Origin of the sequence: Herbaspirillum sp. CAH-3 (genome assembly GCF_009668275.1) — a bacterium.
Classification (GTDB): domain Bacteria; phylum Pseudomonadota; class Gammaproteobacteria; order Burkholderiales; family Burkholderiaceae_D; genus Herbaspirillum; species Herbaspirillum aquaticum.
This window is the reverse complement of sequence record NZ_VSWE01000001.1, coordinates 211,408-235,942: the sequence shown is the minus strand read 5'-3', so window position 1 is coordinate 235,942 and position 24,535 is coordinate 211,408. Positions and strand designations below refer to the sequence as shown.

Genomic DNA, 24,535 nt, shown 5'->3' with positions numbered 1-24,535 from the left:
TTTCCCTGCCCTGCCTCTGCTACAGCCAGATCGCCAGCGCCGAATAGAGTGTCAGCAGGATCATGACCGCCGCAAAGATCGCGCGCCACCGGGGCTGTTCGAGATAGCGCCGCAAGAGCGCACCGGCACCGGCCCACACCGACACGCAAGGCAGGTTGATGGCACAGAACACCGCACAGTAGACCAGGATGGCCAGCCATCCGGACTGCTTATGCAACAACGGCATGAAGGCCGAAGCACCGGTGATGGCCATCACCCACGCCTTGGGATTGGCGAACTGGAACATGGCGGCCGCCCGGAACGACATCGGCCGCACCGCCCGCTCACCCGCCCCGGAGACGGCCATGCGGCGCAACTGCCAGGCCAGGTAGAGCAGGTAAGCGCAGCCGAGCGCCTTCAACAGCAGCACCACCTGCGGCAGCGCCACCACCAGTTCGCCTATACCGAATGCGCATACGGCCAGCAGCACGCCGAAGCCGAACGTGACGCCCAGCATGTGCGGCAGGGAACGACGGAAGCCGAACCAGATGCCCGAGGAGGTCAGCATGATGTTGTTCGGTCCCGGTGTGATGGAGGAGACGAAAGCAAACGACATCAGCGGCAGCAAGGCTTCGATCATGCGTTTCTCCTTTGCGCAGCCTGCGCCAGCGACACCACTTGTGCCGGCGCCAGCAGTGTATCGGCGGCCTCGCTGGAGCGCGCCAGGACACGGGCAAACACGTCATGGTCGACATTGCCGCCGGAGAGCGTGACACCGATCTTCTTGCCGCGCAGCCGCGTGCGCAGTTGCAGGGCCGCGGCCAGCGCACAGGCTCCCGCGCCCTCGGCCACGTTGTGGGTGGCGATGAAGGCCAGCTTCATGGCATCCATGACTTCGTCGTCGGTGACGGCCACAACCTCATCGACCTGCGACAACATCACCTGCAGCGACGCCTCATCCGGTACGCGGCAGGCCACGCCATCGGCGATGCGGGTCGAGACCGGCGCTTCGATCTTGCGGCCGGCTTCAAAAGAGAGCTTGTAGGCCAGCGCATGCGCCGAGACCACGCCGATGATGCGTGTCTTCAACCCCAGTGCATTGCGGGCCGCGACCGCGCCGCACATGCCCGAGCCCTGGCCGATGGGCACCAGCACCACATCCAGCGCGGGCTGGGCGGCCAACAGTTCGATCCAGTAGGTCGACACGCCCGCCACCAGGTCGCGATGGAAGGAAGGGATCATGTGCAACTGCTGCTCGCGGGCCAGGCGCTGGGCGTGTTCGCGGCTGTCCTGGAATTCGCGGCCATGTTCGACCAGGTCCACGCCGAGCGCGCGCATGGCGGCGTTCTTCTCGCGGCTGTTGCCTTCGGGCACCACAATCGTGGCGGGGATGCCGAAGCGGCGCGCCGACAGGCCGACCGACTGGCCGTGATTGCCGCGTGTGGCGGAAATGACGCCGGACAGTTGCGGCTGCTGCCGGGCCAGGTGATGCAGATAGACCATGCCGCCGCGCACCTTGAAGGCGCCGGTCGGCGCATGATTCTCATGCTTGACCCACACCTCGGCACCCAGCGCCTGGTTCAGCAGCGGCCAGCACAGTTGCGGGGTCGGGGCCATGCCGGCATAGACGATGCCGGCCGCCTGCTCGATCTCGCCCAGGCCGGGCAGCAGGTCGCTGGCCGTGCGGGTAACTTGGCTGGCTTGGATGGACAGGCTGGTCATGACGATGGTCTCCTCGAAAAGATGCGAAACAAGAGCAGTGATCGCAGCGCAATCCAGCGCATTTCCACCAGGCCACTTACTCTTGCATTGGCTGACATCCTAGCCGACAATACCAGTACAGTACCTATACACTTTTCCAAATAGTTTCAAACATTGTCACGGTAAAATGACCAATACAGTCAAGCATCTGCGCAGCATCCCCGCCAAGACAGTTGTCCCTGACAGCGGCCTGCCCGGCTGGCCCCTGCTCATTCGCGAGGGCGGCGAATCCCTGGTGGAGCAGATCGTGCGCGGCGTGCGCGCGCGCATCGACGACAAGCTGCTGCGGGGCGGCGCGCGCATGCCTTCGATCCGGCAGTTTGCCGATGCCCATGAGATCTCGCGCTTCACGGTGGTGGAAGCCTTCGACCGGCTGGTGGCCCAGGGTTACCTGGAGTCGCGGCGGGGCTCGGGTTTCTACGTCAAGGAGCGGGTGGCCATTGCCAACGGCTACGGCAACATGGCCGCACAGGCCGAAGCGGTCGCCGAGGCCGAGCGCGGACTGGATGTGGTCTGGCTGGTGCGCAACATGTTCCGCCAGATGCCGCCGCACAAGATGCCCGGAGGCGGCCTGCTGCCGCCGGACTGGCTCGACGGCGAACTGATCGCCAATGCCCTGCGCGCCATCAGCCGCGACAATCCTTCCCTGCTGCTGGGCTATGGCACGCCGCTGGGATTCCTGCCGCTGCGCCAGCAGTTGCAGCTCAAGCTGGCCGAACTGGAGATCGCCGCAGCACCCGAGCAGTTCGTGCTGACCACGGGCGTGACGCAAGCCATCGATACGGTGGCGCGGCATTTCCTGCGGCCGGGGGATGTGGTGTTCGTGGATGATCCTGCGTGGTTCCTGATGTTCGGTTCCTTTGCCGCGCTGGGTGCGAAGATCGTGGGCATCCCGCGCCTGGCTGACGGCCCGGACATCGCCCAGTTGCGCGAACTGGCGGAGATCCACAAGCCCAAGCTGTACGTGATCAACTCGGTGCTGCACAACCCGACCTCCACTTCCCTGTCGGCCGCCAAGGCGTTCCAGGTGCTGCGCATCGCCGAGGAAAATGACTTCATCATCGTCGAGGACGACATCTATTGCGACATGCATCCGGGCTCGGCGGTACAGGCGGCCACACGCATCGCGGCGCTGGACCAGCTGCAGCGGGTGATCTACCTGGGGGGATTTTCCAAGACGCTCTCGGCCAACCTGCGTGTGGGCTTCATCGCCACCTCGGCCGAACTGGCGCGCAGCCTGGCTGACCGCAAGCTGCTCTCAACCCTCACGACGGGCGAGATCGGCGAGCGGGTAGCCTACCGGGTGCTCTCCGAAGGGCACTACCGCAAGCATGCCGAACGCCTGCGCGCACGCTTGAACGGTGCGCGCGACAAGGTGATGCGCCAGCTCGAGCGCATGGGCATGGAGGTGGGCGACCCGCCGCCCTGTGGCATGTTCCTGTGGGTGGAGACCGGCCGCGATACCAATGTGCTGACCGAAGAGGCAATGGAAGAAGGATTCCTGCTGGCGCCGGGCAGCCTGTTCTCCCCCGCCCAACTGCCCTCCACCCGCATGCGCATCAACGTGGCCGGGATGTCGGACCCCGGCATCTGGCGCTTCCTGGAACGGGCGATGGATCGGTAACCATCGCCCTTCCTGCGCTTGCCTCTCAGGCCATCAGCGCATCAGTGCATCAGGCCGTCACCAGGTGGATGCGGGCGATTTCCTGGTTGCTGGCGTTGTAGAAGGCATAGTCGGTCGAACCGGGGAAGTAGACGTAGTGGTCCGAGCCGTTGGCCATGATCTGCAAGCTCTCGGAGGTACTCATCTTGACCGTGAGGATCTTGGAGATGCCGGTACCCGCCATGCCCATCTGGCGTACATCATCGGCGGTGATGATCACGTTGGTGCCGCTACCCGCACTCACATCCAGCGTGGTGATGCCGGTGACCTTGCTGGAGAAATTGCTCAGGTTCAGTGTGGACCCCAGGTCGGCAAAGTGCAGCGTCGTCACACCTGCGCCACCGCTGATGCTGTTGATATTGGAGGTGCCGGTGGTCTGGTTGACCATGTCGCTCTGCGCGCCCCCAGCACTGTGCGAACCAGCACTGACGTTGATGAGGTTGTTGCCGCTGCCGACCGTGACGGTATTGGTGCCGCCATCGACCACGTTGAACACATCGGTCCCTGAACTCGCCCCACCGCCGCTGAGCACGTTGGTGGTGGCCGTGCCGCGTGCGGAAAGGATGTTGGCCCCGCCGTTGCCGGTCAGGGTGCTGTTGACGCTGGCGCTGCCTTCCAGATTGGCTATGCCGATATAGATGTCGCCGCTGGCATCACCCGAACTGCCGCTGCCCGATGCGAGGCTGGCGTTGATATCCCCGCTGGTCGAATACAGGTAGCTCACGGTATCGCTGCCCCCGGCCCCGCCGTTGAAGGTATTGGCCGCACTGCTGGCGTAGAAGGTATCGCTGCCGGCACTGCCCGTGACGTTCTGGATGTTGACGTAGGTATCCCCCGCCGCGTAGCCGCCGCTGCCGGTGCCGTGGAACAGGTCCACCACGACCGGCGTGCTGCCCGAGCGCGCGTAGTTGACCGTGTTGTTGCCCGTCCCGCCGTTGAAGCTGTTGGCCACGCTGCTGGCATAGAAGGTGTCGTTGCCGGAGCCGCCGATGAGGTTGGCGATGTTGGTGAAGGTATCACCGGCCGCATAGGCGCCGATGGCGGCAATGGTGTTGGTGAGGTCCACCGTCACGCCACCGGTATCGTACTCGTAACTCACCGTATCGACCCCGCCACTGCCGCCATCGAACTTGTTGAACTGGGTACTGGCCTTGAAGAGGTCATTGAAGGCGCTGCCGATGACGTTGTCGATGTTGACCAGGGTATCTCCCTGTGCATCGCCGCCGGTGCCGGTGCCATTCTGGAGATCGATGGTCACCGCCGAGCCCGAACCGGCATAGGAGGCATAGGTGGCGCCACGATTGGTGAGAGCCGCCGTGATGGTGTCAGCACCACCGCCGCCTTCCAGCACCGATTGGGTACCGGACGTGGCGAAACCGGTCAGGGTGTCGTTGAAGGCGCTGCCGACCACGTTCTCGATGTTGACGTAGGTATCACCCTGCGCGTAGTTGCCACTGCCCGCCCCCGTGGACAGGTTCACGGTCACGCCAGTGGTGCCGTCGCTACTGGTGGAGAGCGAGTAGTTCACCGTATCGGAACCACCCGCGCCGCCATTGAGCTTGTTGGCATTGACGCTGGCGAAGAAGGTATCGCTGAGGCTGCTGCCGATCAGGTTGTCGATATTGTAGAGCCGGTCACCGGCAGCATCGCCGCCCGTGCCCACGCCGGTCTGCAGGTTGATGCTCACGCCCGCTGTGGAACCTGCGTAGGACGCATACGTGTCGGCCCGGTTGGCGATCACCGCCGTGATGCTGTCGGCCCCCTTGCCGCCGGTCAGTACCGAGGAGACGCCTGGGGTCGCAAAGCCGGTCAGGGTATCGGCAAAGTCGCTGCCGATCACGTTCTGGATGTTGCTGTAGGTATCGTTCTGGGCGAAGTTGCCCGAGCCGGTGCCCGCGCTCAGGTCCACCGTGACGCCGGTGGAATTGCTGCTGGTCGAACGGGCGTAGCTGACCGTATTGGAGCCAAGGCCGCCCTCGAGCGCGTTGCCGGCGGCACTGGCGATGAAGGTATCGTCAAAGTTGCTGCCGGTGAGGTCCTGGATATTGACCAGAGTGTCGCCCGCCGCATAGCCGCCCGAGGTGCCGGTGCCATCGGTAAAGTTCAGGTCCACCGTGACCGCCGCATTGGAACTGGCGTAGCTGACGCGGTTGTGCAGCGAGCCGGTACCGCCGTCGAAACGGTTGCCCAGGGCGCTGGCGACGAAGACATCGTCGTAGATGCTGCCGGTCAGGTCCTGGATGTTGGTCAGGGTATCGCCGGTGGCATAGCCGCCCGAGGTGCCCGTGCCGTTGGTGAAGTTCAGGTCCACCGTGACGGACGCGTCGGAGCTGGCATAGCTCACGCGGTTGTGCTGGGTGCCGGTGCCGCCGTCGAAGTTGTTGGCCACGCTGCTGGCCACGAAGGTATCGTCGAAGGCGCTGCCGGTCAGGTCCTGGATGTTGGAGAGCTTGTCACCGGCCGCATAGCCGCCCGAGGTGCCGGTGCCATCGGTAAAGTTCAGGTCCACCGTGACGGCCGCGTTGGAGCTGGCGTAGCTGACCCGGTTGTGCGTGCCGCCGCTGCCGTCGATGACATTGGCCACGCTGCTGGCCAGGATGGTGTCGTTGAAGGAAGAACCGATGACGTTGGGGATACCGCTGTAGCTGTCGCCCTGGGCGAAGCCACCGGTGCCGGTTCCGCCGGCCAGGTCGACCGTGACCGCCGCTGTCGAATTGACGTAGCTGACCGTATCGGAATCGCCGCCACCAGTGAAACTGTTGACGTTGTTGTCGGCGATGAAGAGATCGGCGTAACTGCTGCCGATGACGTTCTGGATGTTGCTGTAGGTATCGCCTGCCGCAAAACCGTTGCTGCCCACGTGCTGGAACAGGTCCACGGTGACGCCGACGCCGTCATTGGCGCGCGCATAGCTGACCGTGTTGGTCCCGGCACCGCCCTCGAAATTGTTGGCGGCGGCACTGGCCACGAAGGTGTCGTTGAAGTCACTGCCGGTGAGGTCCTGGATGTTGACCAGGGTATCGCCCGCTGCATAGCCACCGGAGGTACCGGTGCCGTCAGTGGAGTTCAGGTCGACCACCACGCCCGCATCCGACCTGGCATAGCTGACGCGGTTGTGCAGCGAGCCGGTACCACCGTCGAAACGGTTGCCCAAGGCGCTGGCGACGAAGACATCGTCGTAGATGCTGCCGGTCAGGTCCTGGATGTTGGTCAGCGTATCGCCGGTGGCATAACCGCCCGAGGTGCCGTTGCCGTTGGTGAAGTTCAGGTCCACCGTGACGGCCGCGTCGGAGCTGGCATAGCTCACGCGGTTGTGCTGGGTGCCGGTGCCGCCGTCGAAGTTGTTGGCCACGCTGCTGGCCACGAAGGTATCGTCGAAGGCGCTGCCGGTCAGGTCCTGGATGTTGGAGAGCTTGTCACCGGCCGCGTAGCCGCCCGAGGTGCCGGTGCCATCGGTAAAGTTCAGATTCACCGTGACGCCCGCATCCGAGCTGGCATAGCTCACGCGATTGTGCGTACCGCCGCTGCCGTCGATGACATTGGCCACGCTGCTGGCCAGGATGGTGTCGTTGAAGGACGAACCGATGACGTTGGGGACGCCGCTGTAGCTATCGCCCTGGGCGAAGCCACCGGTGCCGGTTCCGCCGGCCAGGTCGACCGTGACCGCCGCTGTCGAATTGACGTAGCTGACCGTATCGGAACCACCGCCACCAGTGAAACTGTTGACGTTGTTGTCGGCGATGAAGAGATCGGCGTAGCTGCTGCCGATGACGTTCTGGATGTTGCTGTAGGTATCGCCTGCCGCAAAACCGTTGCTGCCCACGTGCTGGAACAGGTCCACGGTGACGCCGACGCCGTCATTGGCGCGCGCATAGCTGACCGTGTTGGTCCCGGCACCGCCCTCGAAATTGTTGGCGGCGGCACTGGCCACGAAGGTGTCGTTGAAGTCACTGCCGGTGAGGTCCTGGATGTTGACCAGGGTATCGCCCGCTGCATAGCCACCGGAGGTACCGGTGCCGTCAGTGGAGTTCAGGTCGACCACCACGCCCGCATCCGACCTGGCATAGCTGACGCGGTTGTGCGAGCTTGCCGTGCTGGTGCCGCCATCGAAACGGTTGGCCGCATTGCTGGCCACGAAGGTGTCATCGAAGCTGCTGCCGGTGAGGTCCTGGATGTTGGTCAGCGTATCGCCAGCCGCATAGCCGCCCGAGGTACCGGTGCCGTTGGTGAAATTCAGGTCCACCGTGACGGCCGCGTTGGAGCTGGCATAGCTGACCCGGTTGTGCGAGGAGCCGCCGCCGTCGAAGTTGTTGGCCGCCAGGCTGGCGACGAAGGTATCGTCGAAGCCGCTGCCGGTGAGATCCTGGATGTTGGCGAGCTTGTCGCCGGTGGCGTAACCGCCGGAGGTGCCGTTGCCATTGGTGAAGTTCAGGTCCACCGTCACGCCCGCATCCGAACTGGCATAGCTGACGCGGTTGTGCGAGCTGGCCGTACTGGTGCCGCCATCGATGCTGTTGGCTTCGCTGCTGGCGATGATCAGGTCGTCCAGCGAGGAGCCGACCACGTTCTGGATGCCGGTATAGGTGTCGCCTGCGGCAAAGCCGCCGCTGCCACTGCCGGTGACCAGGTTGACGGTCACCGCTGCCGTCGAGAAGGCGTAGCTGACCGTATTGGAACCGAGCCCGCCGGCAAAGACATTGGTGTTGCTGTCGGCGATGAAGGTGTCGTCGTAGGCCGAGCCGATCACGTTCTGGATGCCGCTGTAGGTGTCTCCCCCCGCAAAGCCGTTGCTGCCGGTGCCATGGAACAGGTCCACGGTGACGCCGTTGCCGTCGCTGGCCTTGGCATAGCTGACCGTATTGGTGCCACCTCCGCCGACGAAATCATTGGCGGCCAGGCTGGCGATGAAGGTGTCGTTGGAAGCGCTGCCGGTGACGTTCTGGATGTTGACGTAGGTATCGTTGTCGGCGTAGCCGCCGCTGCCGCTGCCCAATACCAGGTCCACGATGACGCCGGCGTTCGATGCGGCATAGCTGACGCGGTTCGACCCGGCCCCACCGTCGAAGTTGTTGGCCGCCGCACTGGCCACGAAGGTGTCGTTGCCGACCCCGCCGGTGAGGTCCTGGATGTTGGAGAGCTTGTCGCCCTGCGCGTAGCCGCCGGAGGTGCCGGTGCCGTCGGCGTAGTTCAGGTCCACCGTCACTGCGGTGGTGGAGGCGGCATAGCTGACGCGGTTGTGGTTGGAGCCCGCGCCATCAAAGGCATTGGCGTCGGCGCTGGCCACGAAGGTGTCGTCGTAGGCGCTGCCGATCAGGTTCTGGATGTTGCTGAAGGAGTCGCCTGCGGCATAGTAGCCGCCGGTGCCGGTGCCAATCGCATTGGTCAGGTCGATCGTCACGCCACCGGTCGAGAAGATGTAGCTGACCGTATTGGAGCCACCGCCGCCATTGAAATTGTTGACGTCGGCGCTGGCGATGAAGGTATCGTTGTAGGCGCTGCCGATCAGGTTCTGGATATGCGCCAGCACATCGCCCTGGGCATAGCCGCCGAAGGTGCCGGTGCCGTCCGTATGGGTCAGGTCGACCGTGACTGCGGCGTTGGAACTGGCGTAGCTGACCGTATCCGAGCCGCCCAGTCCGCCGTTGAAATTGTTGGCGGCAGCACTGGCGATGAAGGTGTCGGAATAGGAGCTGCCGACGATGTTCTGGATGTTGGTGTAGGTATTGTTCTGCGCGTAGCCGCCGCTGCCGCTCATGGTGATCATGTTCACCGTGACCGCACCGGTGGAGGCGCCGTAGTTCACCGTGTCGGAACCCCCGCTGCCACCGTCGAAGTGCACGCTGTCCACACCGGCGATGAAGACGTCATCGAAGGCTGAGCCGATCGCATTCTGGATGTGGTTGTAGCTGTCGCCCTCGGCATAGCCACCGGTGCCGCGTCCGGAGACGAAGTTGATCGACACCCCAGCCGTTGATCCGGCATAGCTGACCGTATCGCTGCCGCCGCTGCCGCCATCGAAACTGTTGACGTCCGCACTGCCCACGAAGGTATCGTTGTAGGCGGTACCGATGATGTTCTGGATGCGCACGTAGCTGTCACCCGCCGCCGCCCCGCCGCTGCCCACGCCGCTTTGCAGGTTGACGTTCACCCCGGCGTTGGAGCTGGCATAGGACACCGTGTTGGATCCCAGCCCGCCATCGAAACGATTGGCCTCGCCACTGGCGACAAAGACGTCGTTGTAGTCGCTGCCGATGACGTTCTGGATATGTGTATAGGTGTCGCCCTGCGCGTATCCGCCGGTGCCGGTGCCGGTGACCAGGTTGACTGTCACGGCACTGTTCGATGAAGTGTACGACACTGTATCGGACCCGCCGCTGCCACCGTCGAGCCGGTTGACTGCTGCATTGGCCACGAAGGTATCGTCGAAGGCGCTGCCGCGCAGGTTCTGGATGTTGCTCAGCTGGTCGCCCTGGGCATCGCCGCCGGTGCCGGCGCCAGTCACCAGGTTGACCGTCACACCGGCCGAGGAACCGGCATAGCTGGCGGTGTTGACGTTGGTGCCGGTGCTGTTGACGCCGCCCACGATCTGGTCGGCCCCGGCACCGCCCTGGAAGAAGGTATTGCCGGTCCCGCCGATGAGCACGTCGTTGCCGCTGCCGCCGTAGAGCAGGTCATTGGCATTGCTGCCATAGACGGTCACGCCGCCGTTGCCGGCATGGATCTCGTGCGGCAGGCCTTGGGCCGGCAGCACCAGCACCGGGTCGCCGGTGGCCGGATCGAGGTAGCTCAGGTCGCCATAGGCGGTGGCATCCTTGACGGCCACATGGCGCGTGTCGCTGAGGGTGAGCTGGCCATTGGAGGTAGCCACCACGGTACTGAAGCTCAGGTCGAAGGCCTGGTGTACCGGTGAGGCTGAATTGGCTTCCACCGTACTGTACTGGAACTGTATCGGGAAGTCGGTCTGGCCGGCAGCCACCGTCATCTGGAAGCGTCCGCCACCAAGGTCGGTGCCGTTGACGATGGACATGCCCGCCGGCACGCCCGAGACCGTCACCGACAGCACCGTGCCGTTGCCGGTGATGGTGACATCGAAGACCTTGATGAAGGTGCCGGCATTGTTGCCTGCCGCGTAGATGGTACGCACGCTGTCAGGGGCATTGATGACCTGGGTACTGAACTGCAAGGGCAGCCCCGCATCCGTGGCCGAGACAGGAATGCCGCCGCTGCCGTAAAGCGTGTCGCCGGTCTGTGTGGTGGTGGCCAGGTTGACCAGCTTGATCGCCATGGACGGCTGGGACGGATCCACCACGATGGTGGAGGGCTTGGTACCAGGGCGTTCCGGCGGCAGCTGCGGTTCGGTCGGCTTGACCGGCGCATCATTGGAATTCGGATTGATCTGGGGCGAAAACACCGGAGGCGTATTGGACACCAGGTTTTGCGCGGCCGCTGCCGTGGCCCCGACGGTGGTGTGGGTGGTATCGCCACCGACGACCGCGCCGGCCGAGGTGGAAGACTTGGACGTGCCGCTGCTGGTGGTCAGCGAGGCTGAATTGTCGCTGATGATCTGGGCGAACTGGGTCGCGCCTTCATTGCCGATGCTGGCCGAGTTGCGGTCCACCGTGACCTGCTGGGCCGGTGCCACGTTGGGCGGGGCGACCACCGGATCGGAATTGAGCACCCGCGACTGGTCATTGGGCTTGAGCGAGATCTTGCCGACGGTATCGAGCAGCTTGCCGGTATCGGCGCTGATGTCGTTGAACTTGACCTTGGACTTGTCGTCCATGGCCTCCATGGCACCGCCGGCCAGCACCACCTTTGTGCCATCGGCCATGTGCAGCACCATGTCCACGTCGACCACCTGCACGTGCTGCACGGCCGCGCGGTTGGCGCTGACCTGGAAGCTGCCGGCCTGGTCGGGCATGACCACGCGCACGGGTCCTGCCACTTTGTCCGCGGAGTTCGCTTGTGATGAGCTTGCGGTTGCCATGTTTCCTCGCTATCGAAGATCGTTCGGATGTCGAATCTGAATCTGAATCTGAATCAAAATCTGGAGCTGGTTCAAGGTGAACCTGCCACGCAGGATCACTGCAAAATCTGGTCGCGCGGTCCATCTGCCACGATGCGCCCGCCATCGATGACGATGATGCGGTCCACGTGGCGCAACAGCGCCGGGCTATGGGTGGCCACCACCAGCGTGCGCGGGCCTGCATAGGCCGCCAGCCGCTCGATGATGCGGGCCTCGGTCTGCTGGTCCACGCCGGTGGTCGGTTCGTCCAGCAGCAGGATGCGCGGGGTGCAGGCAATCACGCGCGCCAGGGCCACCATCTGGCGCTGGCCACCGGAGAGATTGCCGGGCGCCTTGATGGCCTGGTCCAGGCGCAGCTCGCCGCGCGCGATCAGGTCATCCAGCGAAGACACCGCCAGCGCCGCTTCGTAGACCTGTCCCGGCACGCGGTCACCCACGAAAATGTTGGCCGCCACCGTACCATCGAAGAGGAAGGGTTCCTGCGGCTTGAAACCGATACAGCGCATGCGCACCTCGGGCGCATAGGCCGTCACGGCCACGCCATCGATGAGGACATGCCCCTCATCGGGCTTGTGCAGGCCGGCCAGGGCGCGCAGCAGCGTGGACTTGCCGGAGCCCGAGCGCCCCACCAGGCCGACTTTCTCGCCAGGCTGGATGGTCAGCGAGATGTTCTTCAAGGTGGCGTTTTCTTTCTGGTCCAGGTGCAGCAGCAGGTTGCCGACCTGGATCAGGCCGCGCATTTCCTGGCGCAGTACATCGGCGGTCGGGGTCTGCTCCTGCTCTTCGAAAAGCTGGTCGAATTCGGCGCGGGCGCGGCGGAACATCTCGATGCGGCCCAGCAGTGCCGCCAGCGACGACAATACCGTGGTGGCGCGGCTGATCAGCAGCGAGCAGGCAATCAGGGCGCCGACGGTGAGCAGGTTGTCCTCCACCAGATAGACGCCCACCACCAGCGTGGCCACCGAGATGAAGGTATAGCCCACGGTAGAGATGGCATAGCTGGTATTCATCCAGAAGCGGCTCTTGGCCTGCGCCACGGCATTGGCGCCGGCATCGGCCAGGAAGGCGCGCATGAGGCGGTCCTGCAGCGGGGTGGTCTTGAGCGTTTCCATGCCGTAGACGATGCTGGCCAGTTTATCGACCTTGCCGGTACCGGCCTTCATGGCCGCGTGCGCATAATCATTGGCCGGGACTTTGAGCAGCAGCTGCATGCCCACCAGCAGCCCGCCGCCCACCAGCAGTACCCACACCATGTGGCCGCCGATCAAGCCCAGCACCACCAGGTACAACGCCAGGAAAGGCAGGTCCACCAGCAGCAGCATGTAGTTCGACGAGAGCAGGTCACGTGCGGCCGAGAGATCACGGTAGCGCGCCAGCACCACGCCCACCGGCGCCTGCACCTTGGCCGTGAGCAGACGGCGTGCCGACACCTCATCGAATTGCCCATCCAGGCGACCGGCCAGCTGCTCGGTGTAATACACGCGGATGATGCGCAACACCAGCTCCAGCCCGATGAAGAGCAGCATGCCCAGCGTCAGCGCCCAGAGCGTTTCCGGGATGTGGTTGCCCAGTACCTTGTCGTAGATCAGCCGCGAATAGAGCGGCATGAGCAAACCCAGCAGGTTGACCAGGATGCCGGCAACGATGATTTCGACGAAGCGGCTGCCATAGGCGCGCAGCAGCGTCAGGTAAGTGGGATCGGCGCGCAGGTCCGTACGGACTTGCGGCTGATCGATGTGGACCTGTTCGCTGGCGTTCATGGTGCGCGGTGATCGTCGTCAGGCCGGCATCAGGCCTGGCCGCCGCGATTGGTCGCGGTGAGTTCGCGGATCGCTTCGCGCAGTTCCAGGCGCAGGTCCTTGACCATGGTCTGGCGGCCGCTGCGCATTTCTTCGATGACGGTCTGCCAGTTGATGTTCTGGCGCATCAGCGCTTCGGTGATCGAGGTCAGCGATTGCGGGATGGCGCCCAGGTTCTTGACGCGGTCGTTCTGCGTGGCCATGTGCTTGGCCAGGTCGATCTGCAGCTGGCGTGCCGAGAGTGCATCGCGCGCCATGTTGCTGGAGTTCTCGCCGATGGTGTTGCCCAGTTCGTTCAGGCGAGCGGCCACGGTGGCCTGCAGTTCGCCCTGGTACTGGATGGCGCCCATCTCATCGGCCAGGCGCACCGAAATCTGGTTCAGCAGTGCCGGCAGTTGCGCGATGTTCTGCGCGTTCTTTTCGTTCATGTTGGAGATTTCGCCCTGCTGGGTCTGCAGCGAATTGAGCGCCGACGACAGCGCCAGCTGGCCGGCCTGGATGGTGGTGACGATCTGCGGCAGCACTTCGAAGGTGCGGTTGGCGATGTCGCCGTTGACCGAGAGGCGTTCTTCCAGCGAAGACAGGCTGTCGGAGAGATCGCGCGCCGAGGTGATCTTGGTGTTGATCAACTGGCCGACGTTGCGGATCTCTTCCAGCGTCTGCTGCGCGGTCTCGTGCATGCGCGGGCCGAAAGCGACCAGCTGGCGCAGGCTGCGCGATTCTTCCATGCTGTCGTTGAAGAGCTGGACGATGTTGTTCAAGCGGTCGTTCAGACCTTCGAGCTTGATGCCGGCCTGCAGCGACGCTTCCGAGCTGTTGCGGGCGGCCATGATGGATTCGCGCTGCAGCACCATCAAATCTTGCAGGAATTCGGCGAGGAAGGTTTCCGACACGCCCTGGCGCTGGGTGGCCGCCGGGCCGCTCATGTCGTGCACCACGTGCTGCACCATGTCGCTGATGCATTCGCGCGCGCGCGTGACCAGCTTCTTGCTGGCCGCACGCAGCGGCGTCAGGGTCAAGCCCAGTGCGAGCGAGCCGATCAGGCCGAACATCGAGGCCGAGAAGGCGGTACCCATCGACGCCAGCGGCTTTTGCAGGTCGGCCACCAGGTGCATGAAGGAGGCATCCATGTCGCCGGCGGTGCTGGCCTTGCCGAAGCCGTCGATCAGGGCAGCGGTGCTGACCAGGGTTTCCAGCAGGCCAATGAAGGTACCGAGCAGGCCCAGTGCGATCATGAAACCGGTCAGGAATTGCGGGAACTCGGTCTTGGCATCGAGGTGCGCGCGCAGGTCGTGCAGCGAGCCTTCGATGGTTTCCTGTTCGATACGGGAAGTCAGCCGGCCCTTGGTGCTGGCCACCGACACCAGCACCTGGCCGATCTCGGTGCCTTCGAATTCAGGAGCCTTGACCAGGCTTTCCATCGATTCGCCCGCCTTGGTGCGGTCGTAGAACTGCATCAGCTTGTCGTATTCCCAGTTGACGCGATAGAGGTTGTAGACGATCAAGCCGATACCGAACACCGCCACCGCGATGATGAACAGGTTCAGGAAGGGATTGATCTGGATCGCGTGCCCCACGAATCCCCGGAACAGGAAAGCGCCCAACAGCAGCAGGAGCGTCGGGATGGCGGCAAGTGCGTAGAACTGGCGAAGGTTTTTCATACGTGCGATGTTCCGGAAAAGAGAACGCAGGGAAAGTGGATGGTGCAGAAAACGTCAACCGCCGCCAAGCCTTGCTGGATGCGGCTTTGCGGCGAACAAAAAGTCGCTGCGGGGATGGCGGCGCAGTTCATCGCGGCTCCCGCAGGGCACCCTGGCCGAAGCGCGACAGCGGCGACATCAGGTACTGCCACACCGTGCGGCGGCCGACGATGATGTCGGCGCTGGCGGTCATGCCGGGCATCAGCGCCAGCTTGCGCTGCAGTTCGCTGTCACCGCGCTGTACGGCGATCTTGATGCGATAGCTGCGCTCGCCGCGTGGATTGTTTTCGTCCGGGACGGTGTCGGCGCTGATCTCGGTGACCACGCCTTCCATGGCACCGTAGACGCCATAGTCATAAGCCGAGACCTTCACGCGCGCCTTGGCACCGGCGGCCAGTTCGGCGCGGTCGGTGGGGGAGATGCGGGCTTCGATGACCAGCTTGTCGTCGCTGGGGGTCATCTCGATGATGGGGTCGCCCGGACGTACCACGCCGCCCACGGTATTGATCATGACGCGGTTGACCACGCCATCCATGGGTGCCTTGACCTCCGAGCGCGAGACGCGGTCATTGCGTGATTTGATTTCTTCCTGCAGGCGCGCCAGTTCGGTCTCCGCCGCAGTGAGTTCGGCGCGGGCATCCGAACGGAAGCGCGAGGACGCTTCGCCCATCTTGGCCTGCGATTCGGCGATGGCCGCTTTCAGGCGCGGGATCATGGCGTCGTTGGCCGAGAGCTTGCTCTGCGCGTCCTGCACGCGGGCGGCAGCCTGGATGTCTTCCAGCTGCGAGGCGGCATTGCGTTCGAGCATGTTGTGGATCAGCTTGTACTGGCGCTGCGCCAGGTCCAGTTCGCTGGCCTGGCTTTTCTGGCGGCTGAGCGCTTCGCCCAGTTCGGCCTGGCGTTGCGCGGCCTGCTCGCGCAGCACCGACATTTCCTGCATGAGCTTGGCAGAGCGCGCAGCAAAGGCGGCTTGCTCGCTTTGTACGGCGGGGTCATCGCGCTCGAGGTCGGCCGGCATCTGCAGGCTGGCGGCACCGGCCGCTTCGGCCGAGAGACGCGCAATCTTGGCGCGCAGGCCGAGGATCTTGACACGGCCTTCTCCGAGATCGGCATTGGCACGTACGTCGGCAATCGAGATCAGGGTCTGGCCCTTCTTGACCACGGCGCCTTCGCGCACCAGGATGGCCGAGACGATGCCGCCTTCCAGGTGCTGGATGACCTGGTTGTGTTCGGAGGCGACGATGCGCCCGCTGCCGCGCACCACCATATCAATCGGGGCCAGCATCGACCAGATCACCAGCAAGGCCAGCAACAGCGTGCAGGCCAGCACCGCCAGGCGCGGGCGCGGCATGGCCTGCAGCTCGCCCAGGCGGCGGTCCAGGCGCGGCGCCACGCGGCGCATGAAGCCCTTGCTGCGGGAACGGATCCCGTGGCCGGTGCCGGGCTTGAGCGAGAGCGTCATTTTGCCGAGGCCTGGTATTGCACGATCACGCGGGCGTCATTGCCGCTGCCGTTTTCATCGGTGGCCACGCGGCTGGTCACGCGTTCCTTGTCCACGCCGGCATCGATGAGATAGTTGCGGACCGCCACGGTGCGATAGTAGGCGCGGCGCCGGCTCTCGCTGTAGGCACCGCTACCGATCACGCCGGTGACCACGATCTTGCCCTGGCTGGACTTGGCACGGCGTACCCAGTCGCCGATGCTCTTGTCGAGCGCCTTGGACCCTTCGTCGTTCAACTGGGTGGAGTCGGCGTCGAAGTTCAGGGTCACCGCTTTTTCGTTGGCATCGATGCGCAGGCCCGGTGCGACTTCCTTGTCATTGGGTTCGGTCTTGACCTGGATCGCATTGGGGCTGGAGGGTGCGGCGGCGCTGCGCAGGCTGCCGTTGTCGGACTGCAGGGGCGGCGCGGCCAGCTTGGCCTTGAGGCTGGCCACTTCGCGCTTCAACTGCTCGATCTCCTGCGCCTTCTCGCGCTCGCCGGGCGTCTCGGCACTGTTGGTACTGGTGTTGTCGGCGGTGGCGATGGTGTCGGTCTTCTTGGCCTTGGATTCACCCACGACCTGCACCTGGCCTTGCGAGATCAGCTTGCTGACCTTCATCTGCGCCAGCTTCTGCGAGTAGTAGAACAGCGTCACCACGAACACCACCACCACGAAAATCATCACCAGCACCACGTTGGACAGCGCGTCCACGAAGCCTGGCCAGAAATTCTGTTCCTTGCCGCCCTCCATCATTCCCCCGTCTTGTTCGACGCCCGCGTGGGCAGGGTTTCCAGTGCAGTTGCGCGACCGGTGTTGCGCAGGATCTGGTAGCTCAGGTCAGCCTGCTGGAACAGCAGGTTGGCAAAATCCATGCGCGCCTGGTAGGCCTGCTGGTAGGCGTCCAGCACGTCCAGCAATTGCTTGCTGCCGGTGGAGAGCTGTTCCAGGAAGACATCGGCCACGTTGGCATTGGTCAAATAGGCCTGGCGCGAAATCTCCATGCGCTTTCTCACCGCCCCCAGGGTGCGGTAATTGATCTCGATCTGCTCACGCAATTTGCGTTCCAGGTCCAGCGCGGTATTGCTCTTTTCCACGTACTTGGCACCGGCCTGCTTGCTGTAATACAGGTCGGAGCCGCCATTGAGCAGGTTCATGCTCACCACCATCATCAGGCGGCGGTCGGTGGTCAGCTGCAGGCTGTTGTCGGTGGTATCGATGGCACCGCCCGCACCGCGGGTCTTGGTCTGGGTCCATTCCAGGGCCACCGTAGGCGAGAACTTGGCGCGCGCCGACTTCAGTTCCTGGTTGGCCGCTTCCACGTCGCGCCGCGCGGCGCGCACGCCGGGGTTGGTCTCGTAGACATCCTGCAGGGCCAGCTTGGAGGTGTCGGGCACGGTCGGCATCATGTGGTCCGGCACTTCGATCTGCTCGATCTTGCGGCCGGTGATCTGGTTCAGCGACACCATGGCGCTTTCCAGCGCCCCTTCGGCCTCGGCCACGGCGGACTGGGCCGTGAGCGAACGGCCGCGTACGCGCTCGAAGTCGATACGGCTGGCGCCCCCGCCTTCGAGGCGCTTGTTCATGTAATCCAGCAAGGCGCCCATGCGCTGGGCATAGCTGCGCGAGAACGACAGCGTGGCATAGGCGCGCATGACGTCGTAATACGCCTTGATGGCGTTGTAATACAGGGTCTCGCGGGCGTCGTCGCGACGCAGGTCGGCGGCGTCGGCCAGGGAGCTGCTCTTGCGGTAGTCGTAATACGAACCGGGGGCGAAGATCGGCTGGCGGCCGATCAGGGTCACGTCCCAGCGCTTGTGGTACGAGGCGCGCTGGATCAGCCCGGTATTGGGGTCGATCACCGAGGACGGCGAAGAATATTCATTGCCCTTCTGCGCGCGCACATCCAGGGTCGGGCCCAGCTGGCCAGCCGTCGCCTTGGAGGCATAGCGTGCCTGGTCGGCTTGCGCGGCGGTGGCGGCGTAGCTGTAGCTGTTGTTGAGCGCAAGGTCGAGCACGCTGCGCAGACTCAGGTCCGGGACCGGTTCACCCTCGGTGACGATGCTGATCTGCGGCAGGACGATCTGGTTGCCCGAGAAACCTGGATCGGACTGGCGCAGCAACAGCAGGATTTCATCCTGGGTCGAGGGCGGCGGGGTATCGGCCGGCAAACCCGGCAGACGATAGTCCGTCGCCGCTGGCCCGGCCGGATCGGCACCCAGCCGGATCTGCGGCGGCGCATCCAGTTTGTTGTCGAAGGAACCCGGCGTGGCCGGAGTGGCTTGCACGGTGGCTGCGGCGCCAGCGGCCGGCGGCTTGTCAGCCGCCTGGGGCGCAGAATGCGCGGCCAAGCCCAATGAAACGCCCAGTATGAAACGCTTGCTCTTGAGAACTCTCATCAACACGATCAGCCGGTATCCCACCGGCCTCCCCTACCCAACCCACATCCCAGGAAAGAATCGTCAGCCCTCTGCGATTCCCGTCATCAAACCGGGGCACTCCTGTTCTTTTTCTTGGGGGAGCTCCGGCTTGTACATCCGTTCGATCAGCCTGATCGAATTTGTTACCATTTTGTTAAAACAATTTTATCACCGGCGGATTGCAACTCAATTACAAATAACCCGGAAAAATCGTTTAATTTCAATTGACTTGATAAAAGTTAACTCCGGCAATTATGGTCAGCTTGTTGACTTCGTGCCATCAGGAAATACCGCAATACTCACGAACTGATCAAAAATGACAAAAATTGCGGTTGAAAAACCACAAGTCTCTCCCTATATCCTGCCCACAGACGATTACCTCTGCCTATTTCACTCATCCATTTCTTCAATAAGGACAACCACATGGCAACCGAAAAACAGACCATGGGCTTCCAGGCCGAAGTCAAGCAACTGCTGCAATTGATGATCCACTCGCTGTATTCGAACAAGGAAATCTTCCTGCGCGAGCTGGTCTCCAATGCCTCGGATGCGGCGGACAAGCTGCGCTTCGAGGCCATCAACAATGGCAGCCTGTTCGAGGACGATCCGGAACTGAAGATCAAGATCAGCTTCGACAAGGCGGCGCGCACCATCACCATCTCCGACAACGGCATCGGCATGAACCGGGATGAGGCCATCTCGCACCTGGGCACCATCGCCAAGTCGGGCACCAAGGAATTCTTCTCGCGCCTGTCGGGCGACCAGCAGAAGGACGCCGCCCTGATCGGCCAGTTCGGCGTGGGCTTCTACTCGGGCTTCATCATCGCCGACCGCATCACAGTCGAGACGCGCCGTGCCGGCACCCCTGCTTCTGAAGGCGTGCGCTGGGAATCCGAAGGCGCAGGCGACTTCTCCATCGAGCAGATCACCAAGCCGGGCCGCGGCACCGACATCATCCTGCACCTGCGTGAAGGCGAGGATGAATTCCTCTCTGCATGGCAGCTCAAGTCCATCATCCGCAAGTATTCCGACCACATTTCCCTGCCCATCCTGATGAACAAGGAAGAATGGGATGAGGAAAAGAAGGAAACCGTGCAGAAGGACGAGCTGGAGACGGTCAACCAGGCCAGCGCCCTGTGGACCCGCAGCAAGTCGGAAGTCACGCCCGAGCAATATGAAGAGTTCTACAAGCACGTCTCGCACGACTTCGGCGCTCCCCTGGCCTATACCCACAACCGCGTGGAAGGCCGCAGCGAATACACCCAGCTGCTCTACATCCCGGCGCGCGCCCCGTTCGACCTGTGGGACCGCAACAAGCGTGGCGGCATCAAGCTCTACGTCAAGCGCGTGTTCATCATGGACGATGCCGAGCAGTTGATGCCGGTGTACCTGCGCTTCGTCAAGGGCGTGATCGATTCGGCCGACCTGCCACTGAACGTCTCGCGCGAGATCCTGCAGGAGTCGCGCGATGTGCGCGCCATCCGCGACGGTTCGGCCAAGCGCGTGCTGAGCCTGCTGGAAGAGCTGGCCAACAGCGAAGACCAGGCGCAGAAGGACAAGTACACCACGTTCTGGACCGAGTTCGGCCAGGTGCTCAAGGAAGGTATCGGCGAAGACGCGACCAACAAGGAGCGCATCGCCAAGCTGCTGCGCTTTGCTTCCACCCACAATGACAGCGATGTGCAGAATGTTTCGCTGGCCGATTATGTGGCCCGCATGAAGGAAGGCCAGGACAAGATCTACTACGTCACTGCCGAGACCTGGCAGGCCGCCAAGAACAGCCCGCACCTGGAAATCTTCCGCAAGAAGGGTGTGGAAGTGCTGCTGCTGACCGACCGCGTGGACGAATGGATGCTGTCCTTCCTGACCGAATTCGAGGGCAAGGAACTGGCCTCGGTGGCCAAGGGTGGCCTGGACCTGGGCCAGCTGGAGAACGAAGCCGAGAAGAAGCAGCACGAAGAAACGCAAGCCGAGTACAAGGAACTGGTCGAGAAGATGAAGACCGCCCTGGGCGACAAGGCCAAGGAAGTGCGCGTGACCTTCCGCCTGACCGATTCCCCGGCTTGCCTGGTGGCCGACGAGAACGAACTGTCGGGCAACCTGGTGCGCATGTTGAAGGCAGCCGGCCAGGCGGCACCGGAATCCAAGCCCACGCTCGAAATCAACCCGGACCACCCGCTGGTGCAGCGCCTGAAATACGAAGAGGCGCGCTTCGACGACTGGTCGCACATCCTGTATGACCAGGCCCTGCTGGCTGAAGGCGGTGCACTGGCCGATCCGGCCAGCTTCGTCAAGCGCTTGAACGACATGCTGCTGGCCATGGCCGCCAAGTAAGTTCGTTCATATGCCGGACCGTGCCGACAGGCCGTGATGGCCTGGCTGGCAGGAACGCCGCCTGCGGGGACTCCCGCAGGCGGCGTTTTCATTCATATCGGCTTGCAGCCACGATGCTGGCTGGTTAACATCGGCCTATGGAATTGCACTTCATCAATCCCCGCAAGAATGCCCTCGCCTACCTGGTCAAGATCCTCTCCGGCTGCCTGATCCTGTGGTACGGGCTGCGCGCGCTGGGTATCGAGGAGCCCTACTGGGCGATGATTTCGCTCATCATCGTGACCGAACCGGACATGACGGTGGCCAAGGCCAATTTCCGCGCGCGGCTGATCAACACGATTTCCGGCTGCATCGTTTCCTGCATCGCGCTGGTGATATTCGGGCCGACCTTCCTGGCCATGCTGGTGGCCCTGACCGCAGCGGTAGTGGTGGCCATGCTGCTGCAGAACTATCCGAGCAACTGGCGGCTGGGACCGGCCACCGTGGTGATCCTGCTCTCGGCCGCCTTCACCGGCAATGGCCTGAGCCAGGAACTGCACCTGGCCTTGATGCGGGTGGGGGAAGTCATCGTCGGAAGTACGGTGGCATTGTTGCAGACGGTGGTCTACATGTGGTTGCTGAAATCCAAACAAACGTCCGTCAACAATGACACAACGTCATCCTGAAGAGCCTTTATTGCAAGGTCCCCGCGTAGTCCTGCGGCGATGGCGAGCGGAGGATCGCGAAGCGCTGGCGGCGATCAACGCCGATCCGGTGGCCATGCAGCACTTCCCCCAATGCCTGACTCGAGCAGAGAGCGATGCCTTGGCCGACAAGGTAGAAGAGCATTTCGTCCAGCATGGATTTGGCCCATGGGCGTTGGAAATCCCTGGCGTCAGTGAAATGGCCGGGGTCGTTGGCTTGATGCAAGTCGGATTCGAGGCGCATTTCACGCCTGCCGTCGAAATCAGCTGGCGGCTGGCCCCTGCGCTTTGGGGGCGAGGCTATGTCACGGAGGCAGCGCGCTGCGCGCTGGATTTCGGCTTTCTGAAGCTGGCGCTGCCTCGGATCGTTGCTTTTACGGTACCTGCCAACGCCCGTTCGCTAGCGGTGATGCAGCGACTGGGCATGCGCTCGGAAATGAAGGATGACTTTCTCCATCCGCGCTTGCCAGCAGGTCACGCATTGAGCCTGCACAGGCTCTACCAGATCGATCAGGGAGCGTGGCGCGATTGGCGACGTGGCGAAGATTTCCCTCTGATTTCCTGACAAAAAAAGCAGGGCCGCAGCCCTGCTTCTTCATACGCTTCGCAAAAATCAGTGCGTCACGCGGGTGGTGCGTCCGTTGGAGAGCAGACGGACACGTTCGCCGATGCGGAAAGGTTCATCTGCATCCTGGGTGATGGCGCGCAGCTCGCCGTTATCCAGGCGCACGGTGATTTCCAGGCCGGGACGGTTGTTCAGGTGGGCTTCGGCCTGGTTGCCCAGGACGCCGCCGGCCAGTGCGCCGACGATACCGGCAGCCAGGGCACCATTGCCGCCGCCGATGTTGGAACCGGCCGCGATGCCGCCCAATGCGGCGCCGCCGAGAGTACCGACGCCGGTCGAGCCCTTGTCGATGGTCACGTTGCGGATAGACTCGACCACGCCCATGCGCACGGTCTGCTCACCCTGCGCTTGGCGGGTGTTGTAGACGCTGGCCGAGTTGGGGGTCACTGCGCAGCCGGCTACCAGGGAGCCCAGGGCTGCGATCACAAGCAATTTCTTCATACTAAAAACTCCGACTGAGAACTATTGGCCCGTTTCCGGGCAGCGGGGGGATTCGAGCGTCCGCGCGAACGCAACATGATCGCGCATCTCGCCCGCAAGCACACATTCCTTTACATCTTAATACAAAGAGGCTGCGCGTCGGCAATCGTTCCCGCAAGGACTTCTTCAGTAGGCGATATGCCAACGCCGGTACAGGAAAGCCAGCACGAACAAGGGCCGCACCAGCAGAAACCGCAGGTCCTCGAAGAAGGATGGCTTCTTGCCCTCGATGCGATGGCCGATGAACTGGCCGATCCAGGCCAGCACGAAGACCGACGCCGACACCGGCAGGACAGCGCCCAAGGGTAGCCGCGCCAGCACCACCAGCATCACCGCCGACATGGCCAGCATGCCCACGGCAAAGGGCGGCGACAGGCGCAGGTACCAGGCCAGCACAGCGGCGGCCACCAGCAGCGCCACGGCCGGTGAAACGATCCAGCACAGGCCCAGCAGCGAAAATACGATGGCCGGTACACAGATGCAGTGGATCAATTCATTCATCGGATGGCGATGGCTCTCGGCATAGCGGGCCAGCAGCACATCGATGCGGCGCGGGGAGACGGTGCTGGCGCTATCCATGAGAGCTCCTCGTTCAATGAGCGGGCGAAGCCTCAGCGGCCGCCGGAGACGTCGATGAAGGTGCCGGTGGCATAGGAAGACTCCTCCGACAGCAGCCACAGGATGGCGTTGGCCACTTCCTCGGCGGTGCCGCCGCGCTTCATGGGGACGGCATCCTTGAGCCGGTCGACACGGCCCGCTTCGCCACCGCTGGCGTGGATGTCGGTATAGATCAGGCCGGGACGCACGGCGTTGACGCGAATGCCCTCAGCCGCCACTTCCTTGGCCAGGCCGATGGTGAAGGCGTCGATGGCGCCCTTGGAGGCGGCGTAGTCCACGTATTCACCGGGGCCGCCCAGCTTGGCGGCCATCGACGACAGGTTGACGATGGCCCCACCCTGCCCGCCGTGGCGGGTGGACATGCGCTTGACCGCCTCGCGCGCGCACAGCAGGCTGCCGGTGACGTTGGCCACCAGCACCCTGGTGATGCGTTCGGCGCTCATGGTGTCGAGGCGGGACTGGTGTTCGAGGATACCGGCGTTGTTGACCAGGGCGGTGACGCGGCCCAGCTCCTGGTCGGTGGTGGCAAACAGGCGCAGCACGTCCTCCTCTTTGGAGACATCGCCCGCGACGGTAATGGCACGGCCGCCACCGGCGCGGATCTGCCCGGCCACCGATTCGGCGGCCTCGCGGTTGGAGACGTAGTTCACGCATACCGCGTAGCCACGTTGGGCTGCCAGCAGCGCGGTGGCCGCGCCGATGCCACGGCTGCCGCCGGTGACGATGATGACCTTATCTGTCATGTTCAGTTTCCCTTGAATGAATGGCCCGGCGCGTGACGCCAAGGCAGCTTACGCTAAGATGTGAATTCTTGTGCATTTTGCCGCAAGCCTGACGCCTCTGCAGCCGCGCCATTGTGCACGCACTGCGATGCGGCTGGTGCTTGCTGAAATTCTTTTCATCCCGGCCGTTTCCATGCCTGCTCGCCCCTCCTCTGCCGCCGCCCCCTGCTCTGCCACTGATGCTGC

The 24,535-nt window shown here is 63.5% G+C and carries 16 protein-coding genes; 5 read left to right on the top strand and 11 right to left on the bottom strand.

Features of this window, described 5'->3' with window-relative positions:
- Nucleotides 1–19: 19 nt before the first annotated feature.
- Both FYB76_RS01120 and FYB76_RS01115 read right to left on the bottom strand, forming a co-directional pair.
- The gene (locus FYB76_RS01120) at nt 20–619 is read right to left on the bottom strand and encodes a LysE family translocator (RefSeq protein WP_154132400.1); all 600 of its coding nucleotides are present in this window, start codon (nt 617–619) and stop codon (nt 20–22) included.
- Nucleotides 616–1,701 carry a threonine dehydratase gene (locus FYB76_RS01115; protein WP_154132399.1) on the bottom strand — a complete coding sequence of 362 codons (1,086 nt, stop codon included), beginning with the start codon at nt 1,699–1,701 and terminating at the stop codon, nt 616–618. Before FYB76_RS01115 ends, FYB76_RS01120 begins: the two co-directional genes overlap by 4 nt.
- 166 nt (nt 1,702–1,867) lie before the next feature.
- Between FYB76_RS01115 and FYB76_RS01110 the strand changes: the two genes are divergently transcribed.
- On the top strand, nt 1,868–3,364 hold the full coding sequence (locus FYB76_RS01110) for a PLP-dependent aminotransferase family protein (RefSeq protein ID WP_154132398.1): 1,497 nt from the start codon (nt 1,868–1,870) through the stop codon (nt 3,362–3,364).
- 49 nt (nt 3,365–3,413) lie between these two features.
- Here the strand turns inward: FYB76_RS01110 and FYB76_RS01105 are convergent, their stop codons facing one another.
- From FYB76_RS01105 to FYB76_RS01080, 6 genes are all read right to left on the bottom strand, one after another.
- The gene (locus FYB76_RS01105) at nt 3,414–11,324 is read right to left on the bottom strand and encodes a calcium-binding protein (protein ID WP_154132608.1); all 7,911 of its coding nucleotides are present in this window, start codon (nt 11,322–11,324) and stop codon (nt 3,414–3,416) included.
- Between the two features lie 161 nt (nt 11,325–11,485).
- Nucleotides 11,486–13,189 (bottom strand): peptidase domain-containing ABC transporter, encoded by a 1,704-nt coding sequence (locus FYB76_RS01100; protein ID WP_088754213.1) that lies wholly within the window; start codon nt 13,187–13,189, stop codon nt 11,486–11,488.
- A 29-nt stretch (nt 13,190–13,218) separates the two neighbouring features.
- Complete coding sequence (locus FYB76_RS01095; RefSeq protein WP_154132397.1) at nt 13,219–14,889, bottom strand: biopolymer transporter ExbB; 1,671 nt, start codon at nt 14,887–14,889, stop codon at nt 13,219–13,221.
- A gap of 127 nt (nt 14,890–15,016) precedes the next feature.
- Entirely contained in the window at nt 15,017–16,390 is a 1,374-nt protein-coding gene (locus FYB76_RS01090; protein WP_154132396.1) for an HlyD family type I secretion periplasmic adaptor subunit, read from the bottom strand.
- Nucleotides 16,387–17,160 (bottom strand): cell envelope biogenesis protein OmpA, encoded by a 774-nt coding sequence (locus FYB76_RS01085; protein WP_187697639.1) that lies wholly within the window; start codon nt 17,158–17,160, stop codon nt 16,387–16,389. Before FYB76_RS01085 ends, FYB76_RS01090 begins: the two co-directional genes overlap by 4 nt.
- Nucleotides 17,160–18,695: a TolC family protein gene (locus FYB76_RS01080; protein ID WP_370516280.1), complete on the bottom strand. Its 1,536-nt coding sequence runs from the start codon at nt 18,693–18,695 to the stop codon at nt 17,160–17,162. Before FYB76_RS01080 ends, FYB76_RS01085 begins: the two co-directional genes overlap by 1 nt.
- On the opposite strand from FYB76_RS01080, the gene FYB76_RS01075 reads away from it, so the two are divergent.
- The 4 genes from FYB76_RS01075 to FYB76_RS01060 all read left to right on the top strand — a co-directional run bounded on the left by FYB76_RS01075 (nt 18,676) and on the right by FYB76_RS01060 (nt 22,409).
- Complete coding sequence (locus tag FYB76_RS01075; protein ID WP_241517283.1) at nt 18,676–19,137, top strand: hypothetical protein; 462 nt, start codon at nt 18,676–18,678, stop codon at nt 19,135–19,137. The genes FYB76_RS01080 and FYB76_RS01075 overlap by 20 nt on opposite strands.
- Before the next feature lie 113 nt (nt 19,138–19,250).
- Nucleotides 19,251–21,161, top strand: a complete 1,911-nt coding sequence (htpG, locus tag FYB76_RS01070; RefSeq protein WP_088754209.1) for a molecular chaperone HtpG — start codon at nt 19,251–19,253, stop codon at nt 21,159–21,161.
- Nucleotides 21,162–21,298: 137 nt separating this feature from the next.
- On the top strand, nt 21,299–21,826 hold the full coding sequence (locus FYB76_RS01065; RefSeq protein WP_088754208.1) for an FUSC family protein: 528 nt from the start codon (nt 21,299–21,301) through the stop codon (nt 21,824–21,826).
- Nucleotides 21,807–22,409, top strand: coding sequence for a GNAT family N-acetyltransferase (locus FYB76_RS01060; protein ID WP_154132393.1), 603 nt, complete (start codon nt 21,807–21,809; stop codon nt 22,407–22,409). Before FYB76_RS01065 ends, FYB76_RS01060 begins: the two co-directional genes overlap by 20 nt.
- Before the next feature lie 48 nt (nt 22,410–22,457).
- Here FYB76_RS01060 and FYB76_RS01055 read toward each other — a convergent pair whose 3' ends face one another.
- From FYB76_RS01055 to FYB76_RS01045, 3 genes are all read right to left on the bottom strand, one after another.
- The gene (locus tag FYB76_RS01055) at nt 22,458–22,910 is read right to left on the bottom strand and encodes a glycine zipper 2TM domain-containing protein (RefSeq protein ID WP_088754206.1); all 453 of its coding nucleotides are present in this window, start codon (nt 22,908–22,910) and stop codon (nt 22,458–22,460) included.
- Nucleotides 22,911–23,075: 165 nt separating this feature from the next.
- Nucleotides 23,076–23,528, bottom strand: coding sequence for a DUF962 domain-containing protein (locus FYB76_RS01050; RefSeq protein WP_154132392.1), 453 nt, complete (start codon nt 23,526–23,528; stop codon nt 23,076–23,078).
- Between the two features lie 32 nt (nt 23,529–23,560).
- A complete protein-coding gene (locus FYB76_RS01045) occupies nt 23,561–24,310 on the bottom strand; it encodes an SDR family oxidoreductase (protein ID WP_154132391.1) in 750 nt (249 codons plus the stop codon).
- Between the last annotated feature and the right edge of the window lie 225 nt (nt 24,311–24,535).

What these genes read in the sequence shown, in the direction of transcription:
- FYB76_RS01060 (WP_154132393.1), top strand. Translation starts at nt 21,807, where the DNA reads ATGACACAACGTCATCCTGAAGAGCCTTTATTGCAAGGTCCCCGCGTA.
- FYB76_RS01055 (WP_088754206.1), bottom strand. Translation starts at nt 22,910, where the DNA reads ATGAAGAAATTGCTTGTGATCGCAGCCCTGGGCTCCCTGGTAGCCGGC.
- FYB76_RS01100 (WP_088754213.1), bottom strand. Translation starts at nt 13,189, where the DNA reads ATGAACGCCAGCGAACAGGTCCACATCGATCAGCCGCAAGTCCGTACG.
- FYB76_RS01050 (WP_154132392.1), bottom strand. Translation starts at nt 23,528, where the DNA reads ATGGATAGCGCCAGCACCGTCTCCCCGCGCCGCATCGATGTGCTGCTG.
- FYB76_RS01120 (WP_154132400.1), bottom strand. Translation starts at nt 619, where the DNA reads ATGATCGAAGCCTTGCTGCCGCTGATGTCGTTTGCTTTCGTCTCCTCC.
- FYB76_RS01095 (WP_154132397.1), bottom strand. Translation starts at nt 14,889, where the DNA reads ATGAAAAACCTTCGCCAGTTCTACGCACTTGCCGCCATCCCGACGCTC.
- FYB76_RS01045 (WP_154132391.1), bottom strand. Translation starts at nt 24,310, where the DNA reads ATGACAGATAAGGTCATCATCGTCACCGGCGGCAGCCGTGGCATCGGC.
- htpG (WP_088754209.1), top strand. Translation starts at nt 19,251, where the DNA reads ATGGCAACCGAAAAACAGACCATGGGCTTCCAGGCCGAAGTCAAGCAA.
- FYB76_RS01085 (WP_187697639.1), bottom strand. Translation starts at nt 17,160, where the DNA reads ATGGAGGGCGGCAAGGAACAGAATTTCTGGCCAGGCTTCGTGGACGCG.
- FYB76_RS01105 (WP_154132608.1), bottom strand. Translation starts at nt 11,324, where the DNA reads ATGCCCGACCAGGCCGGCAGCTTCCAGGTCAGCGCCAACCGCGCGGCC.
- FYB76_RS01090 (WP_154132396.1), bottom strand. Translation starts at nt 16,390, where the DNA reads ATGACGCTCTCGCTCAAGCCCGGCACCGGCCACGGGATCCGTTCCCGC.
- FYB76_RS01115 (WP_154132399.1), bottom strand. Translation starts at nt 1,701, where the DNA reads ATGACCAGCCTGTCCATCCAAGCCAGCCAAGTTACCCGCACGGCCAGC.
- FYB76_RS01065 (WP_088754208.1), top strand. Translation starts at nt 21,299, where the DNA reads ATGGAATTGCACTTCATCAATCCCCGCAAGAATGCCCTCGCCTACCTG.
- FYB76_RS01110 (WP_154132398.1), top strand. Translation starts at nt 1,868, where the DNA reads ATGACCAATACAGTCAAGCATCTGCGCAGCATCCCCGCCAAGACAGTT.